Consider the following 24,836-nt stretch of genomic DNA (forward strand, 5'->3'; position numbering starts at 1 on the left):
ATTAGAAGATGGATTTAACTATTAGTACCATTATCGGTGACTTTATTCTTATCGCTGGTTCCTTCCTTTTATTAATTTTTTTAGTTAAGAAATATGCTTGGGGAAATATTACCAGTATTTTGGATCAACGTGCTGAAAAGATTTCTTCAGATATTGATGGTGCTGAGGAAGCTCGTAAAAAGGCTGAGGAACTAGCAAGTAAGCGAGAGGCTGAGCTAGCAGGTAGCCGTACCGAAGCTAAAACTATTATCGAGAATGCAAAGGAAACTGCAGAGAAAAGTAGAGCCGATATTTTAGCCGAAGCTAAACTTGAAGCAGGCCGCTTAAAAGAAAAAGCCAACCAAGAAATTGCGCAAAACAAAGCTGAGGCTTTACAAAGCGTTAAAGGTGAGGTAGCAGATTTGACAGTTAGTTTAGCTGGAAAAATCATCTCACAAAACCTTGACGGTCATGCCCATAAAGAACTCATTGATCAGTATATCGATCAGCTAGGAGAAGCTTAATGGACAAAAAGACAGTAAAGGTAATTGAAAAATACAGCATGCCTTTTGTCCAATTGGTGATTGAAAAAGGAGAAGAAGACCGTATCTTTTCAGACTTGACTCAAATTAAGCAAGTCGCTGAAGAAACAGACTTGCCTTCTTTTTTGACTCAGGTAGATGTTGATGAGTCTGACAAGGAAAAAACAGTCAGTTATTTCCAAGACTCTGCATCGCCATTATTACAAAACTTTATTCAAGTTCTGTTGTACAACCATCGATCAAATCTTTTTTATGATGTGATTGTAGATTGTTTAAACCGTCTTGAGAAAGAAACGAATCGTTTTGAAGTAACGATTATGTCTGCTCATCCTCTAACCGATGAACAGAAAGAACGTCTACTTCCTATTATAGAGAAAAAGATGTCTTTAAAAGTGCGTAGCATTAAAGAAGAAATCGACGATAGTTTAATCGGTGGTTTTGTTATTATCGCCAATCACAAGACAATTGATGTTAGTATTAAACAACAACTTAAAGTTGTTAAGGAAAATTTGAAATAGAAAGTGGTGTTCTTTTGGCAATTAACGCACAAGAAATCAGCGCTTTAATTAAGCAACAAATTGAAAATTTCAAACCCAATTTTGATGTGACTGAAACTGGTGTTGTAACCTACATTGGTGACGGAATTGCGCGTGCTCATGGCCTTGAAAATGCCATGAGTGGAGAGTTGTTGATTTTTGAAAACGGCTCTTATGGTATGGCGCAAAACTTAGAATCAACAGATGTTGGTATTATCATCCTTGGAGACTTTACAGATATCCGCGAAGGCGATACCATTCGTCGTACAGGAAAAATCATGGAAGTTCCAGTTGGTGATAGCTTGATTGGACGTGTCGTGGATCCACTTGGTCGTCCAGTAGATGGACTTGGTCCAATCGACACAAACAAAACTCGTCCAGTTGAAGCACCAGCTCCTGGTGTTATGCAACGTAAATCAGTATCACAACCATTGCAAACTGGTTTGAAAGCTATTGATGCCCTTGTTCCAATCGGTCGTGGACAACGTGAGTTGATTATCGGTGACCGTCAAACAGGGAAAACTACCATCGCTATCGATGCAATCTTGAACCAAAAAGGTCAAGATATGATTTGTATCTATGTAGCGATTGGTCAAAAAGAATCAACAGTTCGTACACAAGTAGAAACACTTCGCCAGTATGGAGCCTTGGATTACACAATCGTTGTGACAGCGTCAGCTTCACAACCTTCTCCATTGCTTTTCCTTGCACCTTATGCAGGGGTTGCTATGGCCGAAGAATTTATGTACCAAGGTAAGCATGTCTTGATTGTTTATGATGACTTATCTAAACAAGCGGTAGCTTATCGTGAACTTTCTCTCTTGCTCCGTCGTCCACCAGGTCGTGAAGCCTTCCCAGGGGATGTCTTCTACCTTCATAGCCGTCTACTTGAGCGTTCAGCTAAAGTTTCGGATGAATTGGGTGGAGGATCTATCACAGCCCTTCCGTTTATCGAGACACAAGCCGGAGATATCTCAGCCTATATCGCTACAAACGTAATCTCTATTACGGATGGACAAATCTTCCTAAGTGATAGTCTCTTTAATGCAGGTATCCGTCCAGCTATTGATGCGGGTTCTTCCGTATCTCGTGTTGGTGGTTCTGCACAGATTAAGGCCATGAAGAAAGTTGCTGGTACACTCCGTATCGACCTTGCTTCATACCGTGAGTTGGAAGCCTTCACTAAATTTGGTTCAGACTTGGATGCGGCTACTCAGGCTAAATTGAACCGTGGTCGTCGTACTGTAGAAGTATTGAAACAACCTGTTCACAAACCATTACCTGTTGAGAAACAAGTTACTATTCTCTATGCTTTGACCCATGGTTTCTTGGATACAATTCCTGTAGACGATATCGTTCGTTTCGAAGAAGAGTTCCATATGTTCTTTGATGCTCAACATCCTGAAATTTTGGAAACCATTCGTGAAACAAAAGACTTGCCAGATGAAGCAGTCTTGGATGCTGCGATTACTGAGTTTCTCAATCAATCAAGCTTCCAATAAGAATAGAGGTGTCAGATGGCAGTATCTCTAAATGATATTAAAACAAAAATCGCCTCAACAAAAAATACTAGTCAAATTACTAACGCTATGCAGATGGTTTCTGCAGCTAAGTTAGGTCGTTCTGAAGAAGCAGCTCGTAACTTCCAAGTGTATGCACAAAAAGTGCGTAAACTAGTTACAGACATCCTCCACGGAGATGGTGCAGGCGGATCAACTAACCCTATGTTGATCAGTCGCCCCGTCAAAAAAACAGGCTATATCGTCATTACATCTGACCGTGGTCTTGTTGGAGGATATAATTCTTCAATCTTAAAAGCTGTCATGGAAATTCAGCAAGAATACCATCCTTCAGGTGATGATTTTGAAGTCATCTGTATTGGTGGTATGGGAGCCGATTTCTTCAAATCACGCGGTATTCAACCAATCTATGAATTGCGTGGACTTGCAAGCCAACCAAGCTTTGATGAAGTTCGTAAGATTATTACAAAAACGATTGAAATGTATCAAAACGAACTTTTTGATGAGCTTTATGTTTGCTACAACCACCACGTGAATACACTGACAAGTCAAATGCGTGTGGAGCAGATGCTTCCAATCGTGGACTTGGATCCAAATGAAGCAGATGATAACTATAGCTTGACATTTGACCTTGAAACAAGTCGTGAAGAAATCTTGGATCAACTATTGCCTCAGTTTGCAGAAAGTATGATTTATGGTGCTATTATTGATGCCAAGACAGCTGAAAATGCTGCTGGTATGACAGCCATGCAAACAGCGACTGATAATGCAAAAAAAGTGATTAATGATTTGACAATCCAGTATAACCGTGCCAGACAGGCGGCGATTACACAAGAAATCACAGAAATCGTGGCAGGAGCTAGCGCTTTAGAATAAAGCCATCCTGCTCATATCAATGAACTTAGGACCTAGCAAAACTAGGAACCGACAGTATCTTATATAGAATAGGAGAAGGAGATGAGTTCAGGTAAAATTGCTCAGGTTATCGGACCCGTTGTAGACGTTTTGTTTGCAGCAGGTGAAAAACTACCTGAGATTAACAATGCACTTGTCGTCTACAAAAATGACGAAAAGAAAACAAAAATCGTCCTTGAAGTAGCCTTAGAGTTGGGGGATGGTATGATTCGTACCATTGCCATGGAATCAACAGATGGTTTGACTCGTGGAATGGAAGTGTTGGACACAGGTCGTCCAATCTCTGTACCAGTAGGTAAAGAAACCTTGGGACGTGTCTTCAACGTTTTGGGAGATACCATTGACTTGGAAGCTCCTTTTGGAGAAGACGCAGAGCGTCAGCCAATTCATAAAAAAGCACCTACTTTTGATGAGTTGTCTACCTCTTCAGAAATCCTCGAAACAGGGATTAAGGTTATCGACCTTCTTGCCCCATATCTTAAAGGTGGTAAGGTCGGGCTCTTCGGTGGTGCCGGAGTTGGTAAAACTGTCTTGATTCAAGAATTGATCCATAACATTGCCCAAGAACACGGTGGTATTTCAGTATTTACCGGTGTTGGGGAACGTACTCGTGAAGGGAACGACCTATATTGGGAAATGAAAGAATCAGGCGTTATCGAGAAAACAGCCATGGTATTTGGTCAGATGAATGAGCCACCAGGAGCACGTATGCGTGTTGCCCTTACTGGTTTGACAATCGCTGAATACTTCCGTGATGTAGAAGGCCAAGACGTTCTTCTCTTCATTGACAATATCTTCCGTTTCACACAAGCTGGTTCAGAAGTATCTGCCCTTTTGGGTCGTATGCCATCAGCCGTTGGTTACCAACCAACTCTCGCAACAGAAATGGGTCAATTGCAAGAACGTATCACTTCAACTAAGAAAGGTTCTGTAACCTCTATCCAGGCTATCTACGTGCCAGCGGATGACTATACTGACCCAGCGCCAGCAACAGCCTTCGCCCACTTGGATTCAACAACAAACTTGGAACGTAAATTGGTTCAATTGGGTATTTATCCAGCCGTTGACCCACTTGCTTCAAGTTCACGTGCCTTGGCACCTGAAATCGTTGGAGAAGAACACTACGCAGTTGCTGCTGAGGTTAAACGTGTCCTTCAACGTTACCATGAATTGCAAGATATCATTGCGATCCTTGGTATGGATGAACTTTCTGATGAAGAAAAGACTTTGGTTGCTCGTGCCCGTCGTATTCAGTTCTTCCTTTCACAAAACTTCAACGTTGCGGAACAATTTACTGGTCAACCAGGTTCTTATGTTCCTGTAGCGGAAACAGTTCGTGGATTTAAGGAAATTCTTGACGGAAAACACGATCATCTCCCAGAAGATGCCTTCCGTGGAGTAGGTTCAATCGAAGATGTTATTGCTAAGGCTGAAAAAATGGGATTTTAAGAGGTGATCTATGGCTCAGTTAACTGTCCAGATCGTGACACCAGATGGCCTCGTCTATGATCACCATGCCAGCTTTGTATCGGTTCGAACTCTGGATGGTGAGATGGGGATCTTGCCACGACATCAAAATATGATTGCGGTATTAGCAGTTGATGAAGTTAAAGTCAAACGTATTGATGATGATTCTCATGTCAACTGGATAGCAGTAAATGGAGGAATCATTGAGATTGCTAATGATGTCATTACCATTATTGCAGACTCAGCTGAGCGTGCTCGTGATATCGATATTAGCCGTGCAGAACGTGCCAAACTTCGTGCAGAACGTGAAATCGAAGAAGCACAAGACAAACACTTGATTGACCAAGAGCGACGTGCTAAGATTGCATTACAACGTGCTATTAACCGAATCAATGTCGGAAATAAACTATAAAAAAATGAACTTGATTTGAGAATCAAGTTCATTTTTTATGTTTAAAATGTGACGCAAACCGCTTCGGGAACGTGGAAATCATTGGAAAGTTCTGCAAGACGACCAGTCTCTGGATTACGTTTAAAGACAGTTGCATTATCAGAATCCTGGTGAACGGCGATGAGGAATTCTTGGTCTGGTGAGAGAATAAAGTCACGAGGAGTTTTCCCGTTTGTAGGAACGAATTCCAACAATTCTAAACTACCATCAGCGAGAATAGTGTAAACTACAATAGAATCGTGACCACGGTTTGATGCATACAGATATTTTCCATCTTGTGAGAGACGAATAGCAGCAGTTCCATTAAAGTCATTAAATCCTTCAGGAAGAGTAGAAATAACTTGCATTTTTTCAAATGCACCAACACCATCATAAATCAATACTTCAATTGTACTATTGAGTTCACAGATGAGATAGGCAATCTTGTAGTGATTGTGAAAAACAAGGTGACGTGCACCAGCACCAGGACTACAATTGTAGGTATTTAGCTTATTTAGTTTTCCTTCTGGATTGACATCATAAGTAGTAACCTCATCAGTACCTAAGTCGCAAGTGACTAAATACTGATCTGGTGTTAAATCTGTATAGTGTACATGTGGAGAAGCTTGATTTTCATGAGGACCATGACCGCTATGCTGAACTGTATCAGCCAATTCTAGACTACCATCTTCTTTACGTTTATAGACCAAAACTTGTCCCTTGTGATAGTTAGCACCATATACTAGGCCACGTTTCTCGTCAACTGCAACATAACAGTGAGGAGCACCTTCTGTCACAACATGGTTTAGCAAAGTACCATCAGTTTGATAGGCAGCAATTCCACCTTGTCCATCTTTGCTACCGACAGTGTAGAGGTGATTTTCTTGATCAAATGCAAGATAGGTAGGACTTGGCTCAGCCGCAAATAGTTTAAGATTGGATAGTTTCCCAGTTTCTGTATCAAAATCAGCTTGATAAATCCCTTGGGATAAACGACGTGTGTAAGTTCCGAAATAAATTGTTTCAATCATAGCTATACCTCTAAATAAAGATGTTTCTATTATATCATAAATTAGGAGACCTGAAGAAAATAGTGAAAAAAGTATGAAACATCTAAGTATAAAATTAGTAAAATGCAAGGTCTCTTTGTTAAAGTTATCAATCGTCACTTCAACACTTTAAAAACAGTTTATTCCCTATAAAAATGGTATAATGAAAGGACAAAGGAAAGGAAGTAGATATGGAACAAAAAGAGAAACATTTTAATTTATCTTGGTTTTTTAAATGGTTTTTAGATAATAAGGCTGTTACTGTATTTTTGGTAGCCTTGTTATTAGGTCTGAATATTTTTATTTTAAGTAAGATTAGTTTTTTATTTATCCCTGTCGTTGATTTTTTATCAGTGGTCATGTTGCCTGTTATTTTATCAGGATTGCTTTTTTATCTCTTAAATCCACTGGTGGATTTGATGGAGAAGTATAAGATAAATCGTGTCTTAGCCATTAGTATTATCTTTGTCATTATCGCCATACTCTTGATTATTGGTCTGGCCGTTGCGATTCCAAATCTTCAACGTCAAGTAGTTATTTTTGCGCAAAATGTACCAAATTATCTCGAAGATGCTGACAGAGTTATTGATGATCTTGTAACTAAGCGGTTACCAGATGACTTTAGACCTCAACTAGAACAGGTTCTGGCTCAATTCTCAACACAAGCAACTGCTTGGGCAAGTAATATTTCATCAAAAGCTGTGAACTGGGTGAGTGCTCTTATTAGTGGAACGTCACAAGTCATTGTTGCTTTGATTATCATGCCCTTTATGCTCTTTTATCTCCTTAGAGATGGAAAAGGTTTGAGAGATCATATCACTCAATTCTTACCAAATAAATTGAGAGAACCAGTAGGTAAGGTTCTAACGGATGTGAACCAACAACTTTCTAACTATGTTAGAGGACAAATTACTGTTGCTGTTATCGTAGCGATTATGTTTATCATATTCTTTAAGATTATTGGTTTGAGATATGCAGTGACTCTTGGAATTACTGCAGGGGTTTTAAATCTTATCCCTTATCTTGGAAGTTTCCTTGCCATGCTACCAGCTCTGGTCTTAGGTTTAATTGCTGGACCAGTTATGCTCTTGAAAGTTATTATCGTTTTTATTGTAGAGCAGACAATTGAAGGTCGTTTTGTATCTCCATTGATTTTAGGTAGTCAATTAAACATCCATCCAATCACTATTCTATTTGTTTTGTTGACGTCTGGTTCTATGTTTGGTGTTTGGGGAGTCCTATTAGGAATTCCTGTTTATGCTTCAGCAAAAGTTGTTATTTCAGCGATTTTTGAATGGTATAAAAAAGTTAGTGGTCTGTATGAGTTAGAAGAGGAGGTTGAAAGTGAGCAATAGTCAAGAAATGCTTGAAGCTCTGGATCAGCAAGATTTAACAAAAGCTGATCACTATTTTCAAAAAGCTTTGGAAGAAGACCCTGATGATCTTCTTCTGGAACTGGCTTATTATCTAGAAGGTATTGGTTTTTATCCACAAGCTCGTCAAATCTATGAAAAACTAGCTCCAATATTTCCAGAAGTAAATCTCAATCTAGCTAGTATCGCAAGCGAAGACGGACAAATTGAAGAAGCGTTTGCCTATCTAGAAGAAATTCAACCCAATAGCGATTCTTATGTATCTGCGCTTGTTTTAAAGGCTGATTTCTATCAAATGGAAGGATTGACGGATGTAGCTCGTGAGAAGCTCTTAGAAGCTCTTAATTACTCTGATGATCCTCTATTTATTTTTGGGCTAGCAGAGTTAGATAGTGAACTTGGAAATGATTTAGAAGCGATTAAGGGCTATGCTCAACTGGATAATCGTGAAATATATGAGCAGACAGGGATTTCGACCTATCAACGAATTGGAACTGCCTATGCTCGACTTGGAAAGTTTGAATCAGCTATAGAGTTTTTAGAAAAAGCTTTAGAGTTAGAGTATGAAGATCAGACTGCATTTGAATTAGCAAGTCTTTACTTTGATCAAGAGGAATATCAAAAGGCAGTTTTATATTTTAAACAGCTGGATACTATTTCTCCAGATTTTGAAGGGTATGAATATGGTTATAGTCAGGCTCTACATAAGGAACACCAGACTGAGCAAGCCTTACTGATTGCTCAACAAGGTTTGGAAAAAAATCCATTCGAAACACGTTTACTACTCCTTGCTTCACAATTATCTTACGAATTGCATCAACCTGAGCAGGCGGAAGCTTATCTTCTTCAAGCCCAAGAAGATGCGGAAGACCAAGAAGAAATCCTCTTGCGACTAGCAACCATGTATCAGGAGCAAGAAAGGTATGAGGATATTCTAGCCTTAGAAGTATATGAGCCAGAAAATCTCTTGACTAAGTGGATGATTGCACGGAGTTACCAAGAAACTGAAGATTTGGATGCTGCCTATGAATTTTATCAGGCATTGGTTCCAGAACTCAAGGAAAATCCTGAGTTTTTAGAGCAATACATTCATCTATTACGCGAACTTGGAAGGTTTGAAGAAGCAAAAGAACAAATTCAACACTATCTCAAGTTGGTTCCTGATGACATACAAATGCAAGATTTGTATGAACGCTTATGATAAATGAACAGTAGTCGTCTTAGCAGGCGACTATTTTTATAAAAATAAAGATTTAAAAATCTATAAATTACATCATAAAAATGAATAGATACAGTATGAATTTTTAGCTTTTTTTTGATATAATTGTTATAGTTAAATTGAAAAACTCACTCAAAAAGTGAAACATAGAAAGATTTGAATTATGACACAAGTAAAAATCGTAACAGATTCTTCTGTTACAATTGAACCAGAAGTGGTCAAAGAATTAAATATTACCGTCGTTCCGCTCTCTGTAATGATTGATAGTGTTCTTTATTCGGATGCTGATCTTGAAGAAGGGGAATTTCTTCGCTTGATGAAAGAGAGTAAAAATCTGCCTAAAACAAGTCAACCTCCTGTTGGACTCTTTGCTGAGATTTTTGATGAGTTGAGTAAAGACGGTAGTCAAATTTTAGCCATTCATATGTCTCATGCCTTATCAGGAACTGTCGAAGCAGCTCGGCAAGGTGCAAGTTTGTCAACAGCTAATGTGACTGTATTGGATAGTTCCTTTACAGATCAAGCCCTAAAATTTCAAGTAGTTGAAGCAGCTAAGTTAGCTCAAGAAGGACAAGACATTGAGACAATTGTGGCTCATGTTGAAGAAGTAAAGAAGAACACAGAGCTCTATATTGGTGTTTCTACCTTGGAAAACCTTGTTAAAGGTGGTCGTATTGGCCGAGTGACAGGTCTTTTAAGCTCTCTATTAAATATCCGCGTAGTCATGCAGATGAAAGATGATGAATTGCAACCAATCGTTAAAGGACGTGGAGCTAAAACCTTTAAGAAATGGTTGGATGAACTAGTTTCAAAACTGTCAGAGCGTTCTGTTGCAGAAATTGGTATTTCCTATTCTGGAACTCGGGACTGGGCAGAAGAGATGAAAGAAATCTTACAACCATTCGTTGAAAAACCAATCTCTGTACTTGAAACAGGTTCTATTATTCAGACCCATACAGGTGAAAATGCTTGGGCTATTTTGGTCAGATACGAGTCCTAAAAAAATAAAGAAAATAGCAAGAAATAGCGTTTTTGACTTGACCTACAAGAGAATTTAGGATATGATTGTAATTGTTAATTAGAAAATATTTGGAGGAATTATTAACATGGCAAACAAACAAGATTTGATCGCTAAAGTAGCAGAAGCTACAGAATTGACAAAGAAAGACTCAGCAGCAGCAGTTGATGCTGTATTTGCAGCAGTAGCTGATTACCTTGCAGCTGGTGAAAAAGTTCAATTGATCGGTTTTGGTAATTTCGAAGTTCGTGAGCGTGCAGCACGTAAAGGTCGCAACCCACAAACTGGTAAAGAAATCACTATCGCAGCTTCAAAAGTTCCAGCATTCAAAGCTGGTAAAGCTCTTAAAGACGCTGTTAAATAATGAATTTAGAAAAAGCCTATTGTATCAAGCTTGCTAGCTTGGTCAGTAGGCTTTTTTTGTGTATAGGGGGCAAAATGGGGGCATGAGAGAACAGTATTTTCTATACCAGTCATAGATTTTAAGCTCTACTATTGTTAAGAATAGGGAGGCTGAGAAGCCTATCTCAAGTTAGGCTTACAAAGAAAAGATTTAGGCCACCATTCATACAATTGGCACTAAATGGATATCAAACAAGGATGGTGAGAAGAGTTTCCTTTCAAGCACTGATCCTTTTATAGAATTTCTTGACAGAGTTATTGAAAGGGATTACAATTATATAAAAGAAGTTAGGAGGAAAGGAAGATGATTATTTCAACTACGGGAATTGAAGGCAAGAAAATCCTAGCCTACAAAGGAATCGTCTTTGGTGAAGTGGTTGCTGGCGTTAATATGTTCAAAGATATGGCTGCTGGCTTCCGTAATGTTTTTGGAGGACGAGCTAGTAGTTATGAAGGCGAGTTGACTCAAGCAAGAGAAGAAGCTCTAGCAGAAATGATGGAGCGTGCAAGTGAACGTGGAGCAAATGCTATTATAGGTATAAAAATGGACTATGAAACTTTAGGGGCTGAAAATGCTATGCTGATGGTAACTTGTAGTGGTACAGCAGTTGTGATTGAGTCCTAATTTGAAGAAACAAAAAAAGAACAGCCGGAACTGTTCTTTTTATGATTATTTGAGACCGTATTTTTTGTTGAAACGATCCACGCGTCCATCTGCTTGAGTGAACTTTTGACGTCCAGTGTAGAATGGGTGTGAGTCTGATGAAATTTCCACACGGATCAATGGGTAAGTTTCGCCTTCGAACTCAACAGTTTCGTTAGAGCGTTTTGTTGAACCGCTAAGGAATTGGTAACCAGTAGTTGTGTCCATGAAGACAACTGGGCGATATTCTGGATGGATATCTTTTTTCATTTTGCAATATTTCCTTTCTGCCATGGTCTCTTTGCGAGCCATAGATTGTTACCATACTAGTCTATCAGATTCTGATAAGTTTGGCAAGCTTTTTATCTATTTTTTCAGTAAGTTTTTTAATTTTTGATAGATAACTTCATTTTCCTCTAGGCTATAGGAGTTAGCACCACTTGCAAGTGGGTGACCTCCACCATCATGTTCTTTTGCAACACCATTGATTGGAACGAATTTACTGCGAAGTCGAACGCGATAGTGGCCATCTGCTTGTTCCACAAATATTCCCCAAAGATTAACTGTATCGATACGGCCTGGAGCTCCAACAATGGCTGCTGTTTCTGCATCTGTTACCTGATATGTTTTTAGAATTTCTTGAGTCAGTAAGACACGTGCGATACCATTTTCATCAACTTCTAGGTGATCATAGACATAACCTTGAAGTTTAGCAATTTTAAAGCTCATAGTGTCCATTTTACGTGTTAATTCAGCATAGTCAAAGTTATGTTCTCTTAGTTTACTAGCAATTCGAAGGGTACGAGCAGAAGTAGACGGATAAAGGAAACGGCCTGTATCGCCAATAATTCCAGCGCAGAGCATTTTAGCAGCGTAGTCGGATAATTCTAGGTTAGTTGCTTCAGCAAAGAGAGCAATCATCTCACTGGCACTGCTAGAGTTGGTATCTACCCAAACAAGATCTCCATAGACTTCGTCATTTGGATGGTGGTCAATCTTAATGAGAAAATCACCTTGACTATAGCGCTTATCATCAATACGAGCAGTATTAGCTGTATCACAGACGATGACAAGGGCTCCTTGGTAGGCACTATCTTCGACAGAATCCATTTCAGCCATCCAAGTAAGAGTTGGTTCATCAAAACCAACGGCTTTGATGGTTTTTTCTGGGAAATGATGTTCCAGCAAGGATTTCAATCCAGCCTGACTTCCCAAGGCATCAGGGTCTGGTTTCATATGACGATGAATGATAATCGTGTCGTATTCTTTGATTTTTTCTAAAATTTGGTGGCAAATTTCCATAAGTGACCTCAATTCTTTCTTATTTCATTTTAGCACAAGAGTTTTTATTTTTAAAATGAAAAAGATGTGATATAATGGAGAAAGATAAATTGAGGAGGACGATATGGCATTAGCAAAAATTGTATTTGCCAGTATGACCGGTAATACCGAAGAAATTGCAGATATTGTAGCAGATAAATTGCGTGAATTGGGCTTAGAGGTGGATGTTGATGAGTGTACAACTGTTGACGCATCTGACTTTCTTGAAGCAGATATCGCAATCGTTGCAACCTACACTTACGGTGATGGAGAGTTACCAGATGAGATGATGGACTTCTACGAGGACCTAGCAGATCTTAATTTGAGTGGTAAAATCTACGGTGTAGTAGGATCAGGTGATACTTTCTACGATGAGTTCTGTAAAGCTGTTGATGACTTTGATCGTGTATTTGTGGCAACAGGAGCTGAAAAGGGATCAGAGTGTGTCAAAGTGGATCTCTCTGCAGAAGAAGAAGATATCGAACGCTTGGAACAATTTGCAGAAGAATTGGCTGCTAAAGTAGGATAAGCATGAAGTTGCACTGATGAAAGTTGTCAGTGCAGTTTTTGTTAGATAACCCTAAGAATGTACTGGCCCATTTAGAAGCTTTTTGATACAATCATTCAAATAATGAAGGAGACTCTATGGATTTAGATATTATTAGACAAGAAATCGATCAAATTGATGACCAAATCGTAAAACTCTTAGAAGAAAGAATGCATCTAGTTGAGGGGGTAGTTGCTTATAAAAAAGCTTCAGGAAAAGCTATTCTCGATACTAAAAGAGAAGAAGCCATCTTTGAGAAGGTCAGAAGTCATGTCAGAAATAAAAAATACGAAGAGACAATCGTTGAGACTTTTTCTGATATTCTCAAACGTTCACGCGATTATCAGGATAAAAACATCAAATGAAAAAAGAACAATTTTACCCACTAGGAATCTTTCTAGCTGCCATGCTAGGAGGACTTATCCGATATCAGATTTCGAGATGGTTGCCAGCTAGTCCAGGCTTTCCATGGGGAACTCTCTTTGCTAACTATCTAGGAATTTTCTGCTTAGTCTATCTTGTCAAAGGTTATTTGGTTTATAAGGGAAGCAGTAAAGGTGTCATTTTAGCGCTTGGAACTGGCTTCTGTGGAGGATTAACGACTTTTTCAAGCCTCATGTTAGATGGCGTAAAATTGCTGGATAGAGGTTCTTACCTAAGTCTAGTAGTCTATCTAGTTCTGAGCATTGGTGGTGGACTTTTATTGGCTTATTATTTAGGGAGGAAGAAATGGTAGTATTATATCTAGCACTTGCTTGTGGATTAGGTGCTCTCGTGCGTTATTTCTTTTCACGTTATAATCAGGGTTCAGTACTGCCTCTAGGAACTCTCATAGCTAATCTACTGGGCTGTTTTTTGATCGGCTTATTTTACAATCATGTGGAGTCTAAAGAAGTATATCTTATCCTTGCCACAGGATTTTGTGGAGGTCTAACCACTTTTTCAACCTTGAATGACGAACTCCAAAGGTTGCTAAGCGATAAGAAGGTATTTTATTCTTACCTGATTTTGACCTACCTAGGTGGTTTAGTTGCGATTTTTTTAGGAATTCTGCTATGTAAGTGTCTAGTGTTTTGAGGTAAATAGAAAATATTGAGTTAACGGAAAATTCCGTTAACTCTTTTTTGTGTTTTGGGAGGAAAATATGTCAGATAATATTGAAATTATTATGGATATTGATTCGTTAGAAATTTTCGATGTAATAGATCTTGATAAGAATGAAAATATGGTTGATTGTATCCCTGAAGGAAATTCTGATGAAAAAGTATCTGTATACGATGATCTCAATAGAGTTTGGCTTGGAGACGCCTATTACTATAGACCTTCTAGTCTTCTCTGGAGAGTTATAAAAGATGATGTTATTCATGAATTATATCTTAGAATTAAGCTTGGCACTTATCCTTACTCCAGAAGAGCGAGAGATGGAACTTGGGGCAGACTAGACAATTGACTCAGGACGAAGCCTTGTGGTTGACTCTGGAGTTTAATCCAGAATTGATGGGATATGTGTAGGAAGGAATAATGCATGGAAGCTGGAATTTGTAGACGATGTGCTTGTAACTGGGTTACACCTTGCATCAATGAAAAGTCTGGTCCTTGTTGGTGGGTAGATAAAAATAGAACGCTGTGTAGTCACTGTTTTTATGGATTTAATGATGACTCTTGTCAGACAAAAGTTTATTACAGACCAGGGCATGATTGGCTTGAGAGAGATTGGGAATTTGCTTGGGAAATACTGACAAATTCAAAAAGTCATTGGGTATATGATATGGAACATGATGTGTTGTGTGTGGTTGGGTTAGGAGATCATATTGGAGCCGTTAGATTTATTGTAAGGAACTTTTATGGACTTAATCGTATTTATCGCGAGGAGATTCCTAAATGGCAAGAAATTATTGGGGATAATATGATTTTTTATAATGCAAAGGTTAATGATTCAAAACATTACGCTAGTTCTTTACCTAGAAAGTATAAACATGTGGATTGATATGGATAATAAAATTATTGAGAAGATACAAAATCTTTTAGAATTAGCTTACGATGCACCAAACGATGAAGAGGGGCAGACTGCACTTCTGATGGCTCAAAGACTTATGGTGAAGCATAATCTTTCTATGAATGATTTAACGAATAGTAAAACTCAAAAAGATATTGGTGAAACAATAGGAACATGGGAATATAGACTTCCATGGTGGCAAGAAAAGTTGGCAGGTATTTTAGGTGAAAATTTTAGATGTAAAACGATAAGAAGACGACTTCCTGAAGACGGCATCACACAGATAATTTTCTTTGGATATCAATCTGATGCTGAACTTTGTAGTAAGGTTTACGAAGGTGCGCTCTTATACCTTAAATATCGGCTGAAACGACTTTTCCCTACAGTCTCAAGAGCAAGATGGAAAGACTATAAGAAATCGTACTTACTCGGTTTCTTAAACGGAGTAGATCAACGTTTTCAGGCTCAGGTTCAATCATCAGAAGAATTTGGTTTGATGGTAAAAATCCCAGCAGAAGTTTTGGAAGAACAACAGCGTCGCATGGGAAGTTTAAAAAATAGAACCATTAATGTCAAAGTTGATGTTGATTATGAAGCTTATATAGCTGGTCTAGAGCACGCAAAAGAAACAAGGTTATTACCAGAAGAATTACTTCAAGTATGAATATAAAGTAGCTTACCCTCATGAAGAAAGGAGCACATATGAAACAACACCAAACAAAGGTCTCAAGGTTGACTAGAGACGTAATGATTTTAGATTTGATGAATACAATGGGATGGACTAAAAGCCGTGCTATTGCAGCTATTGAAGAGTTAGAACAAACTCATCTTGTCTATTTTCCTGAAGCTGGTGGCTTGAGATTACAAGTTGTAGGAGGCTACTAATGGCAGATATCACGATTGACCAACTAGCCACTCTAACTTTTTATCAAATTCCAGAAATCTTTTTCACCCGTATTCAACACAACGAGAACGGCTATGTCAAATTGACTAGTTCTTACACGGGTCTCTCATCTGATGCTAAGTTAGCTTATGGCGCTCTCTATAATCGTTGTAAATTAAGTATCAGTTCATTCCAGAAGGGAAATAGAGATTACGTTGATGAAAATGGAGCGGTCTTTCTAATTTTTACAGTTTCTGACCTGATGCTGCTATTGGACAAGGGAAAGATGAAAGTTACTAAGATCAAGAAAGAACTGCAAGAACATGGTCTCTTACGAGAAGTTAGGCAAGGGCTCAATAAGCCAAATAGACTTTATCTTCAACTAGTGGATGCTAATTTAGAAATAGTGGAGCACTATTCAGCTGATGGTGAGTTACTGAAGAGGGTTAATGCTTTTGGTAAAGTTCTCTATGAAAAAGCACCCCAAAGCCTTGATAATAGCGAAAGTATCAAAAACGGACGTCCGCAAAATGGACTTCAAAACGTCCACGAAGCGGACGGAATAAATACAGAGAGGAGTCAGACAGAATCCTCATACGATACTAATCGATACGAGGACGAGTCATCTTTATCTGATTTATCAATCTCTGAAGCATTTAAAATGGGACAACATGGTTTTCTTTCTTCTCAACTAGTTCGGAAAATCAGTTTGTTTGGGAAAGATGCAAAAATTCTTGAAAATAAAATCTATCAATCGAAACGCAAAGTCGAGAAAGATTACAACAACCTCTTAGCTAATCAGGAAATTTATGGAGAGGTTTGGTTGCAGGATCTTGAACGTGAACTTGATAAATTGATTTTCAAAATTAAAACAGGAGAGGCTGAAGGAAAACCAATCCAGAATGTTCCGGCATACTTCTACAAAATGATGATTCGTTTTTGGAAGATGGCTTTACTCATCGAAAAAGAACAGGGCTTCATGGAGGTATCAGGACAAAGTGAGTACGCTAGACAATACCCTGCTGAGTGTCCTAGTCTGATTGCGTATTATTATCCAGATAAACTGTCGGAGACGAAACTGAATCACTATTTAGCTGAGTTGTCTAAAGACACCGCAACATGTTAAGAGAAAGATAGTTGACTTTCTGGAATTAAGATAGTTCTATATTTGTAAAATACTTGACCTGAGCAAGTCCTAAAACTACTCTTGTTCTTTGAAAATTGAATATCCCCACTGTCCCGATTAGCGCAGTCTAGGCATAAAAAGAAGAATAGGGGCGGTGTGTATCTAGAAAGTATATCTAGTGCTGACTGCATGATGTAAAGTCACGGTTGACTTGTCCCGTAAGACGAAAGAGTTTGCGATTTCTAAACTATAAATCGTGCGTAAAAAACACAGTAGAGATGTACGGCATCAACTCGGCATGGCTGTAAATCAGCCTTTGATTCAAAAAGGAGGACAATATGAATCAAATAAAATCAACTAGTGAGGTCACACTCACTGACTTAAGACGACTAGGTTTGCAAGGTGATGCAACCGCACGGCTTGCAAGTGGTGAAGAAATGAAATTAACTAGTAAGTATGGTCTTATTCCTAAAACAGGATATGTGGCAGGAAAACTTCAAACCGTTGAAATGATTGCAGATTACTCTAAAATCTATAGAGATATACGCACCATTAAACGTGGAGACATTTTAGTTGCCAGACGAATTAAACAAGGAAATAAATCAATCTTACAGCTAACCGGTAAAGGTTATCACCGACCTAGCGGTAAAATTTAACAGATAGAGTCCTCGTCTATCTGTTTCATCAAGGAGAGGAAATTTGATATGTTCTAAATATCCTATCTTTGATTAAGCGGATAGATGAATGAAAATCAAGAAAAAAATTGAGAAAAAACTCTAAAAATAGTAAAATAAAAGCATAAAATAAATATTTTAAGAACGTTTTTAAACAAAAAGGAGAAATCAAATGGAAATGATGAATGAAGTTAAGAAAGTTTTATTGGCTGGCGCAATCGCAACGGCAGCGGTTGGAGCAACGACTCAAGTTTCCGCAGAAGAATTAAAGCCTACAGAGCCAATTTCAGGGAGCCAACAGAAGACAGCAACTAAAAAAACAGTTACAGAAACTGATGTTGTTATCTCCCAAGGAAATGTGGATCAGGCAAACACAGTTGTAAAAAAACATGAGGAGATTGTAAACACAGCTCAAAATGAGGTGAACGATGCTGAGAAAGTAGTTGATGAAGCTACAGAAACTGTTACTCAAGCGGAGAAAGTAGTCAAGGAGGCTACCCCTAAAAATATCCAGGATGCAAAAGAAGATGTCTCTACAAAAGAAATTGCTGAGAAGAAGGCTCAAGAAGAACTGACCTCTGCTGGAGAGGAACAAAAGCTAGCTGAAAAGAATGTTACTGATCAGGAAGCAAATGTCACAGAAGCTACGAGAAAGCTAGCTGACAAAACAGAAGAAGTTACAGATGCAGAACAAATTGTAGCTGAAAAACAAGCGATTCTAGACGGAACTGGAGTTGCGGGTATTGTTGCTAATGCTGAAGCTGCTGAGCGAAACTTGGAAATGAGCGAAAAAGCTGAATCACAAGCTCGACAAGAGTTGGAACTTGCTAAAAAAGCAGACGAACAACGTGCTTCTAAGTTGGAGCAGGCAGAAGAAGATGTAACGAGTACAGAAGCAACTAGGTTGGTGAAAGCTCAGGAACTAGATCAAGCAACCACTCAAGCTACTAACGCTGAAAATCAGTATCAAGTAGCTAAAGAGAATCTATCTAAAGCTCAAAGTATCCTGGATAGTTTGACAACGACCTCTATCACTTATCCTGCTGGCTACGTAGAAGCTTTAAAAGCTTACTTCAATAATCCAACTGAAGAAAATTCAAATAAGTTACAAGAAATTGCTAAGAGAGGAATGACTGCTGCTGGATTTAGCTCACCAGATGGTGGTGATACTTATTACAGTAATCCAACTTCTCCATTTAAGCAGAGTGAAGCAGATAAAAAGACGGTGATTGCTGATGTCAACAATTTATCTGCTGAAATTCAAGATGAACTTGCCATTTTCAATGCACATTTGATTAATGATTTCCGTCAATTGATGGGAACAGATGATATTCCAGTTTTAGTGAATCGAGATATGCAGAAAGTGGCACAGAAAGCAAGCAAACTATCTACTAATCAGTACGGCCATGACCTAGATGCTTTGAACACTGTTGCGAAAGAAGTTGGTTTAAATCAAGGTAATCAAGGTCTGCTTGCTGAAAACATTGGCTTTCAAAATGCAGGTGATGTAGTAACATTAGCTGATCTGAAACAACAGGCATACAACAACGTGATTATGATGCTGTTTTATGATAAGCATGCTGATTGGGGCCATGCTTTAAACTTTGCAGGACTAGATCGTAAGTCAGTCACTCTACAATATATCGGTGTAGCAACCCGAAAGACAGATCTTGGTTTGATTGCGATGCACTATGTTGGAACAGATTCTAAAACAATTGATTTGCTGAAAAATGGTTTCCATCAAAATGTTAAAGTTGATACTAAGAACAATCTAGCTAGTCTTCAGGAAAGAATTCAAGTAGCTAGAAATTCTGTGGCACAGGCTCAGGATACTTATGAGACTGAGAAAACGAATCATAAGGATGCTCAAGCTAGAAAAGCACAAGCACAGACAGAATATACTCAAGCAGAAGATGCTGCGCAAAATGCAGTGACTAATCGTAATGATATTCAGAATATTGCTTTAAAAACTCCTGAAGCAGAAGCTAAGTTGAAGCAGGCGGAAGCAAACCTTGAAAAAGCTGGCTTAGAAAACAAACAAGCGCAAGAGGCTTTGGAACAGTTGAATGCAGATGTGCAAAACAAACGTGAAGCACTTGCGTTAGCTAAAGATAAACTAGCTGAAAAACAAACTGAATGGGAATCACTGAATGAAGCTTTGACTGCTGAGAAAGAGGCATTGTTTGCTAAACAAGGTAAACTTACTCGAATTAAAGAACTTGTCCTCAGTCGTCAAGCTGTGCTTTCAGAAACAACTGAAGCCTTGAAAGCATCAAAAGAGCGAGTGGAAGTTTTGCAAAATGCCCCACAACTCTTAGAAAATGCAAAACTGAATCTTGAATCTGCTCAAGAAGTTTTGAAAGAAAAGAAATCCGTTCTTGAGTTAGCACTAGCAAAACTAGAAGCTGCAAAAGTAGAACAAAGAAAGGTATTAGAGGCTCATAAAGAGTTGTTGTCGGCTTATCGTGATTATCTGGAAGCACAACAAGAAATTAAGTATCAAAAAGAGTTAGAGGCTCAGAAGGCAAGTATTGAGCAAGCTGGAGGTCATCCGATTCCAGTGATTCAAAATGGTAAGATTGTAAAGTATGTGCAAGATCAAGTTAATAATCAAGTTGCAAAAGTCAAAGATCCAGTCTATCAAGCACCTGCTGCAACATATGAATTACCTAAGACAGGAGAAAAATCTTCTAGTCTTTGGCTCTTTGGAATGGTAACTATTTCACTTTTAAGTTTGTTGAAAATCAAACGAGAATCTAAGGAAAATTAAATTAAGTAAAGTAAAGTCATCAAGGTTTCTTGGTGACTTTTTTGTTGGAGAAAGAAATGAGAATTATATATTTTAGGGCGAGAGCTCCTTCAAATTATATCGAAAGCGAATAATATTGAATACTATATTAAAAGTTAAAGGAGAAATCATGAAATTCAATAATGAAACAAGAGCATTCGGTTCTATCCGAAAAACACGACGATGGGGAACATGTGGAGTTATTCTTGGTTTAGCTGCATTGATGGGAACAGTTCAGGTTGCTAAGGCAGATGAATCTACTTCGTTTGTACCAACTACGGAAGTTGCTAATACTGCTTCCAATCTGAAAGACTCCCAGCCAGCGCCAACGGCTGACAATCAGGCGGTGATTGGTCAAGCAAATCAAGCACAAGGTTCTGTTTCAGTTACAGTAGATAATACAAATGTGACTGAGGCCGTTGCTAAAGCTAAAGCAGAAGGAGTTAATGTTGTTAAGGATCCTACTGTAGATAAAGGTACAACAGCTAGCTCCGATGCTACTCATGCAGTACAGAGTGAAATTGCAACAGCTCAAAATGAACAACAGAAACAGATTGAACAAGTGACTTCTGATTATGTAAGTCAAAAAGATGAATACAAAAAAGAAGTTGATACAGCCACTTCTAACAATAAGAAAATCCAAACGGAGAATCAAGCACTAGAAGATGCATATAAACAAGCGACTGCTGTAGCTAAAAAGACTCAGAAAGAGTTGAACCTGAGTAAGGAAGCGGTGAAGCAGGAATTTCCAGATGCTAAAATTACCGAAACAACGAAGACGATTGTAGTAGATCCAAATTCAAAGAGTTCTTATGATCAGTATACGCAAATCGTTAATACTATTCAAAAATCTAACAAGCAAGCTGTTGTAGATCATGCTGCTAAGGTGAAGCAGGATATTGAAGAACTTGCCAACCGAAATCAGAGTGCAAAAGAAAAAGTGGATGCCGATAACAAATTGATTATGGCTGAAAACAACAAGATTGTAGAGGATCAGAAGCGCTATGAAAAAGAATTAGCTGAAGCTGAAAAAAATAAGACCAAAGATGGTTGGTTATCAGAGGTTGCAACTCAAGCGTTGGTTTATAAAAATGAACCGAATGCTATGGTAGATGTTAAAGGTGTAACAAATTATATTAGCGCTAAAGGCTTAGCTGAATCTTTTAAGGATATGAGTCGAAGTCTTGGGCGAACTAACGAGATAACTGAGGTTGTTACTTATTTTTCACGTCATGAAGTATCAGATGATTTAAGTCAAAAACCTGATCGTTACTCATCTAAGTTTGAGTTTTACGAAAATGTAGGAACATTTAACTATTCAGGTAAAGGTTTAAAACTTGGAGCTGTGACGTCTAAAGTTGGTCAAACCATTACAGTCACTTATTCTAATTTGAAAAACTCAACGTTCAAAGGTAAGCCAATTTCTAGAATGGAGTTGGATTTGACCGTTCTCTCCGATTCTGAAAATGTTAAGTCAGATGTCATTTACGGTATTCATCAAAATCCTACTTATGGTATTGAAGTTGCAACGCTCCAACAGGATAAGGGGCAAGACTATGATTTGAGACTTTCTGTAAAACCACGTTTTTATGATGCAGAGGGTACTCAGATTGTTTTTGAAGATGTTAAAGACGCAGATAAGCAAGCTAAAGGTATCCTTGCTATTTCAAGTTTAAGTTCCAATAAGGGTCATGTGGAAGCACTTAAGCCAACAGATTCAGCTCGCTTCATCCCGATTACAGGCTCTTCTATTGTAAAACATGATAATGGTTATGTTTACTCAAACGAAATGGAAAACTCTAATGGAGCTCATTTCGGGTTGGATGGACACGGAATCATTGACAGCAAGGAAAGTCCGTATTTTTGGTATGTATCAGGCGCAGTTGCTTTGAAAGGAGCAAATCCTGAATACATTTTACGAATTACAAGTTGGGATAAACTTGGGGATAGGCATGGGTTAGAGCGTTGGGTACCGTCAATTTGGTTTACAGTAACAAGTGAATTGTCAGTTCCTACCGTCACACCTCCAAGCCCAAACAAAGTGAAACCCCTTAAACCATTTACTCCTGAGAAACTACAACCTTCAGAATTGAACTTGCAGACAGTTGAGTTGCCTCCAAAACCAAATCCTAAACCGGATGAAAAAATTCCTGAGAAACTACAACCACCTACAGTACATTATAATAACTATAAACTCTCTACACAACCTCAAATTAAGAAGTCTGTTCAGAATGCAGATGGTGTGGATATTGACGGAAAATATGTCGCTAAAAACAGCTTGACTAAGTGGATACTCAATGTAGAGGCACTTCCTGCTGGTCGTCCGTTGACAACTAGACTGGTGGCGATTGATCCGACCCCAAGTGGATTTAACCCTGAATTGGACTTAATCAAAAAAGATAACCCAAATTGGGATATTAGTTTTGATCAAAACAATAAATTGACGATTAAAGCTACAGAAACTTTGCTTAAATCAGTTAACGGTAATCTAAGCAAAGCTTATAAAATTGCCCCGTTTATTTACTGGGGACGACCTCAGAATGATGCTGCAGACTATGTTAATGGGTTTGAGTTTCTTGTAAATGGTGGTAAAGACGATGGTGGTTATAGTCGCAAGAGTAATATCGCTAAGTTTTCAACACCAGGCAAAAAGGATCCAGATTCTCATAAACCAAATGATCCAAAAGATCCAAACAGAACAGCTATCAAGCCTGAAAAGCATAATTACAATGCTGAAGGTAAGCTGACAGATGGAAAGGCTATGGTTCCTGAAGCAACCAATCACTATGTTTCTAAAATGACTAACCTCCCATACAAAGGCAATCAATCTGCAAAAGAAGCAATTCAACGTGGCTTTGGATTCGTTGAGGATTATCCGGAAGAAGCAGTAACCCCATTGGAGAGTCAATTTAAGATTCGAGATGCAGCAGGAAAAGAAGTTAATGGGCTTAAAATGTATCATGTACTTTCTAAGGAAACTTTGACGGATGCATTGAAGAAGATGGTAGAAGATTCTGGTATTTCCCCAACAGGGGCCTTCTATATGTGGGTTGCAGAAAAACCAGAAGAATTTTATAAGGCTTATGTTCAAACTGGTATGGATTTGTACTTCCATACACCAATGAAAAACAAACCTGGTTTTACTGGTGAGTACAAAAACCAAGTGCATCAGATTCAGTTTGGAAATGGATACTACTCAAACATTTTGAAGAACTATGTTCCCGTTCCGACACCACGTAAGATCAATAGGAACAAGGCAGGTGTCAACATCAATGGGAAACAAGTCTTACCAGGTTCGGTAAACTACTACAAGGTAACCGCAGATTATAGTCAATACAAGGGCATTGAAGTAGATAAAGACCGTATTGGTAAAGGCTTCTACATTGTTGATGATTATCCAGAAGAAGCTGTTACGATCAATCAAGATGGTGTTCAAGTGACTGATTCTAAAGGGCGAGTAGTTAAAGGTTTGAAAATGGCTCTTTATGAAAGTCTAGAAAAGGCACCATCAGGTGTCCAAGAAGCCTTGAAGTCTAGCAATTTCACTCCGAAAGGAGCGATTCAAGTATTTGAGGCGGAGAATCAAGAGGAATACTACAAAACCTACGTTCAAACTGGAGAAGTTCTGACGATTACTAATCCAATGCCTGTTAAGAAAGAATTGGGTCAAACAGGTGGTAAGTATGAGAATACAGCCTATCAAATTGATTTTGGGATGGCCTATGTGACTGAAACAGTAGTCAATAATGTTCCGAAGATTGAACCGAAGAAAGATGTAGTGATCGACCATCTAAGCAAAGAAAGCTTGGATGGAAAAGAGGTCAAACTGAATCAAACATTTAATTACAAATTAGTTGGTTCCCTAGTGCCAAAAGATCGCTCAGAACAGTTATTTGAGTATAAATTTAGCGATGACTACGATGAAACACATGATGATTATCAGAGTGTCTATCAAGTGTTTGCTGCTGTAGATTTTGAAACAAGTGATGGCCAAAAATTTAAAGCTGGTGATGAATTAACTAAGTTCACAAGTCAAGTAGTAGACAAAGCTAAAGGTAAAGTAGATATTAGCTTTGATGATACTTTCTTGAAGTCAATTTTAGAGACATCAGAGTTTCAAGCAGAAGTATATCTACAAATGACACGCATTCAGTCAGGAACAGTAGAAAATACTAACTATCATACAGTTAACGGTGTGGAAGTTGTTTCCAATACGGTTGTGAATCATACTCCAGAAGAGCCAAAAACTCCTGAAGAACATCCGCAACAACCAGTAACTCAGCCAGAACGAAGCTTGCCTTCAACAGGGGAGAAGGATTCTGCAGATTTACTATTAGCTGCTCTAGCAATGGGAAGTGTTGCTACAGGTCTGCTCTACAGCAAGCGTAAGAAAAAAGAGGCTTAGAGAA

25 protein-coding genes and 1 pseudogene are annotated in these 24,836 nt (G+C 38.5%); 23 read left to right on the plus strand and 3 right to left on the minus strand.

The features are described 5' to 3' along the window. Positions 1-8 precede the first annotated feature (8 nt). From atpF to QM867_RS00250, 6 genes are all read left to right on the plus strand, one after another. Positions 9-503, plus strand: coding sequence for a F0F1 ATP synthase subunit B (atpF, locus tag QM867_RS00225; protein WP_414314871.1), 495 nt, complete (start codon positions 9-11; stop codon positions 501-503). Then, positions 503-1,039 carry a F0F1 ATP synthase subunit delta gene (locus tag QM867_RS00230; protein WP_414314872.1) on the plus strand — a complete coding sequence of 179 codons (537 nt, stop codon included), beginning with the start codon at positions 503-505 and terminating at the stop codon, positions 1,037-1,039. Before atpF ends, QM867_RS00230 begins: the two co-directional genes overlap by 1 nt. A gap of 14 nt (positions 1,040-1,053) precedes the next feature. Beyond that, the gene (gene atpA, locus QM867_RS00235; RefSeq protein WP_049503616.1) at positions 1,054-2,559 is read left to right on the plus strand and encodes a F0F1 ATP synthase subunit alpha; all 1,506 of its coding nucleotides are present in this window, start codon (positions 1,054-1,056) and stop codon (positions 2,557-2,559) included. Between the two features lie 15 nt (positions 2,560-2,574). Continuing rightward, positions 2,575-3,453 (plus strand): F0F1 ATP synthase subunit gamma, encoded by an 879-nt coding sequence (locus tag QM867_RS00240; protein ID WP_045763457.1) that lies wholly within the window; start codon positions 2,575-2,577, stop codon positions 3,451-3,453. A gap of 81 nt (positions 3,454-3,534) precedes the next feature. Then, entirely contained in the window at positions 3,535-4,941 is a 1,407-nt protein-coding gene (atpD, locus tag QM867_RS00245; RefSeq protein WP_000094353.1) for a F0F1 ATP synthase subunit beta, read from the plus strand. A gap of 10 nt (positions 4,942-4,951) precedes the next feature. Further along, complete coding sequence (locus tag QM867_RS00250) at positions 4,952-5,371, plus strand: F0F1 ATP synthase subunit epsilon (RefSeq protein WP_049503620.1); 420 nt, start codon at positions 4,952-4,954, stop codon at positions 5,369-5,371. A 41-nt stretch (positions 5,372-5,412) separates the two neighbouring features. Here QM867_RS00250 and QM867_RS00255 read toward each other — a convergent pair whose 3' ends face one another. Then, positions 5,413-6,420 (minus strand): lactonase family protein, encoded by a 1,008-nt coding sequence (locus tag QM867_RS00255; protein ID WP_414314873.1) that lies wholly within the window; start codon positions 6,418-6,420, stop codon positions 5,413-5,415. Positions 6,421-6,629: 209 nt separating this feature from the next. On the opposite strand from QM867_RS00255, the gene QM867_RS00260 reads away from it, so the two are divergent. The 5 genes from QM867_RS00260 to QM867_RS00280 all read left to right on the plus strand — a co-directional run bounded on the left by QM867_RS00260 (position 6,630) and on the right by QM867_RS00280 (position 11,075). Further along, on the plus strand, positions 6,630-7,793 hold the full coding sequence (locus tag QM867_RS00260; RefSeq protein ID WP_414314874.1) for an AI-2E family transporter: 1,164 nt from the start codon (positions 6,630-6,632) through the stop codon (positions 7,791-7,793). Next, entirely contained in the window at positions 7,783-9,012 is a 1,230-nt protein-coding gene (locus tag QM867_RS00265) for a tetratricopeptide repeat protein (RefSeq protein ID WP_414314875.1), read from the plus strand. Before QM867_RS00260 ends, QM867_RS00265 begins: the two co-directional genes overlap by 11 nt. Before the next feature lie 181 nt (positions 9,013-9,193). Continuing rightward, positions 9,194-10,030 carry a DegV family protein gene (locus QM867_RS00270; RefSeq protein WP_049509469.1) on the plus strand — a complete coding sequence of 279 codons (837 nt, stop codon included), beginning with the start codon at positions 9,194-9,196 and terminating at the stop codon, positions 10,028-10,030. Positions 10,031-10,136: 106 nt separating this feature from the next. Next, entirely contained in the window at positions 10,137-10,412 is a 276-nt protein-coding gene (locus QM867_RS00275) for an HU family DNA-binding protein (protein WP_001284633.1), read from the plus strand. Between the two features lie 342 nt (positions 10,413-10,754). Continuing rightward, positions 10,755-11,075 carry a heavy metal-binding domain-containing protein gene (locus QM867_RS00280; RefSeq protein WP_414314876.1) on the plus strand — a complete coding sequence of 107 codons (321 nt, stop codon included), beginning with the start codon at positions 10,755-10,757 and terminating at the stop codon, positions 11,073-11,075. 45 nt (positions 11,076-11,120) lie between these two features. Here the strand turns inward: QM867_RS00280 and QM867_RS00285 are convergent, their stop codons facing one another. Next, positions 11,121-11,363 carry a type B 50S ribosomal protein L31 gene (locus QM867_RS00285; protein ID WP_000710764.1) on the minus strand — a complete coding sequence of 81 codons (243 nt, stop codon included), beginning with the start codon at positions 11,361-11,363 and terminating at the stop codon, positions 11,121-11,123. Between the two features lie 96 nt (positions 11,364-11,459). After that, a complete protein-coding gene (locus QM867_RS00290; protein WP_153224980.1) occupies positions 11,460-12,395 on the minus strand; it encodes a DHH family phosphoesterase in 936 nt (311 codons plus the stop codon). 103 nt (positions 12,396-12,498) lie between these two features. On the opposite strand from QM867_RS00290, the gene QM867_RS00295 reads away from it, so the two are divergent. The 12 genes and pseudogenes from QM867_RS00295 (at position 12,499) to QM867_RS00350 (ending at position 24,832) form a co-directional block, all read left to right on the plus strand. After that, complete coding sequence (locus QM867_RS00295; protein WP_001162134.1) at positions 12,499-12,942, plus strand: flavodoxin; 444 nt, start codon at positions 12,499-12,501, stop codon at positions 12,940-12,942. 116 nt (positions 12,943-13,058) lie between these two features. Continuing rightward, a complete protein-coding gene (locus tag QM867_RS00300) occupies positions 13,059-13,325 on the plus strand; it encodes a chorismate mutase (RefSeq protein ID WP_153224979.1) in 267 nt (88 codons plus the stop codon). Then, positions 13,322-13,696, plus strand: coding sequence for a fluoride efflux transporter CrcB (gene crcB / locus QM867_RS00305; RefSeq protein WP_153224978.1), 375 nt, complete (start codon positions 13,322-13,324; stop codon positions 13,694-13,696). The genes QM867_RS00300 and crcB (QM867_RS00305) overlap by 4 nt, the downstream gene beginning before the upstream one ends. Next, positions 13,690-14,037 (plus strand): fluoride efflux transporter CrcB, encoded by a 348-nt coding sequence (crcB, locus tag QM867_RS00310; RefSeq protein ID WP_414314877.1) that lies wholly within the window; start codon positions 13,690-13,692, stop codon positions 14,035-14,037. The genes crcB (QM867_RS00305) and crcB (QM867_RS00310) overlap by 7 nt, the downstream gene beginning before the upstream one ends. A gap of 67 nt (positions 14,038-14,104) precedes the next feature. After that, positions 14,105-14,472 (plus strand): annotated as a pseudogene (locus tag QM867_RS00315) (hypothetical protein). Between the two features lie 13 nt (positions 14,473-14,485). Beyond that, positions 14,486-14,947, plus strand: a complete 462-nt coding sequence (locus QM867_RS00320; RefSeq protein WP_414314878.1) for a hypothetical protein — start codon at positions 14,486-14,488, stop codon at positions 14,945-14,947. 1 nt (position 14,948) lies between these two features. Further along, positions 14,949-15,620, plus strand: coding sequence for a DUF2786 domain-containing protein (locus QM867_RS00325; protein WP_414314879.1), 672 nt, complete (start codon positions 14,949-14,951; stop codon positions 15,618-15,620). Positions 15,621-15,658: 38 nt separating this feature from the next. After that, positions 15,659-15,841 carry a hypothetical protein gene (locus QM867_RS00330; protein ID WP_009729741.1) on the plus strand — a complete coding sequence of 61 codons (183 nt, stop codon included), beginning with the start codon at positions 15,659-15,661 and terminating at the stop codon, positions 15,839-15,841. After that, complete coding sequence (locus tag QM867_RS00335; protein ID WP_414314880.1) at positions 15,841-16,965, plus strand: replication initiator protein A; 1,125 nt, start codon at positions 15,841-15,843, stop codon at positions 16,963-16,965. Before QM867_RS00330 ends, QM867_RS00335 begins: the two co-directional genes overlap by 1 nt. Before the next feature lie 338 nt (positions 16,966-17,303). Then, positions 17,304-17,621: a hypothetical protein gene (locus QM867_RS00340; RefSeq protein WP_101785728.1), complete on the plus strand. Its 318-nt coding sequence runs from the start codon at positions 17,304-17,306 to the stop codon at positions 17,619-17,621. Positions 17,622-17,811: 190 nt separating this feature from the next. Continuing rightward, complete coding sequence (locus QM867_RS00345) at positions 17,812-20,409, plus strand: SEC10/PgrA surface exclusion domain-containing protein (RefSeq protein ID WP_414314881.1); 2,598 nt, start codon at positions 17,812-17,814, stop codon at positions 20,407-20,409. A 148-nt stretch (positions 20,410-20,557) separates the two neighbouring features. After that, a complete protein-coding gene (locus QM867_RS00350) occupies positions 20,558-24,832 on the plus strand; it encodes an SspB-related isopeptide-forming adhesin (protein WP_414314882.1) in 4,275 nt (1,424 codons plus the stop codon). Positions 24,833-24,836 lie beyond the last annotated feature (4 nt).

Source organism: Streptococcus infantis (genome assembly GCF_047463635.1).
Lineage (GTDB): Bacteria > Bacillota > Bacilli > Lactobacillales > Streptococcaceae > Streptococcus > Streptococcus infantis_W.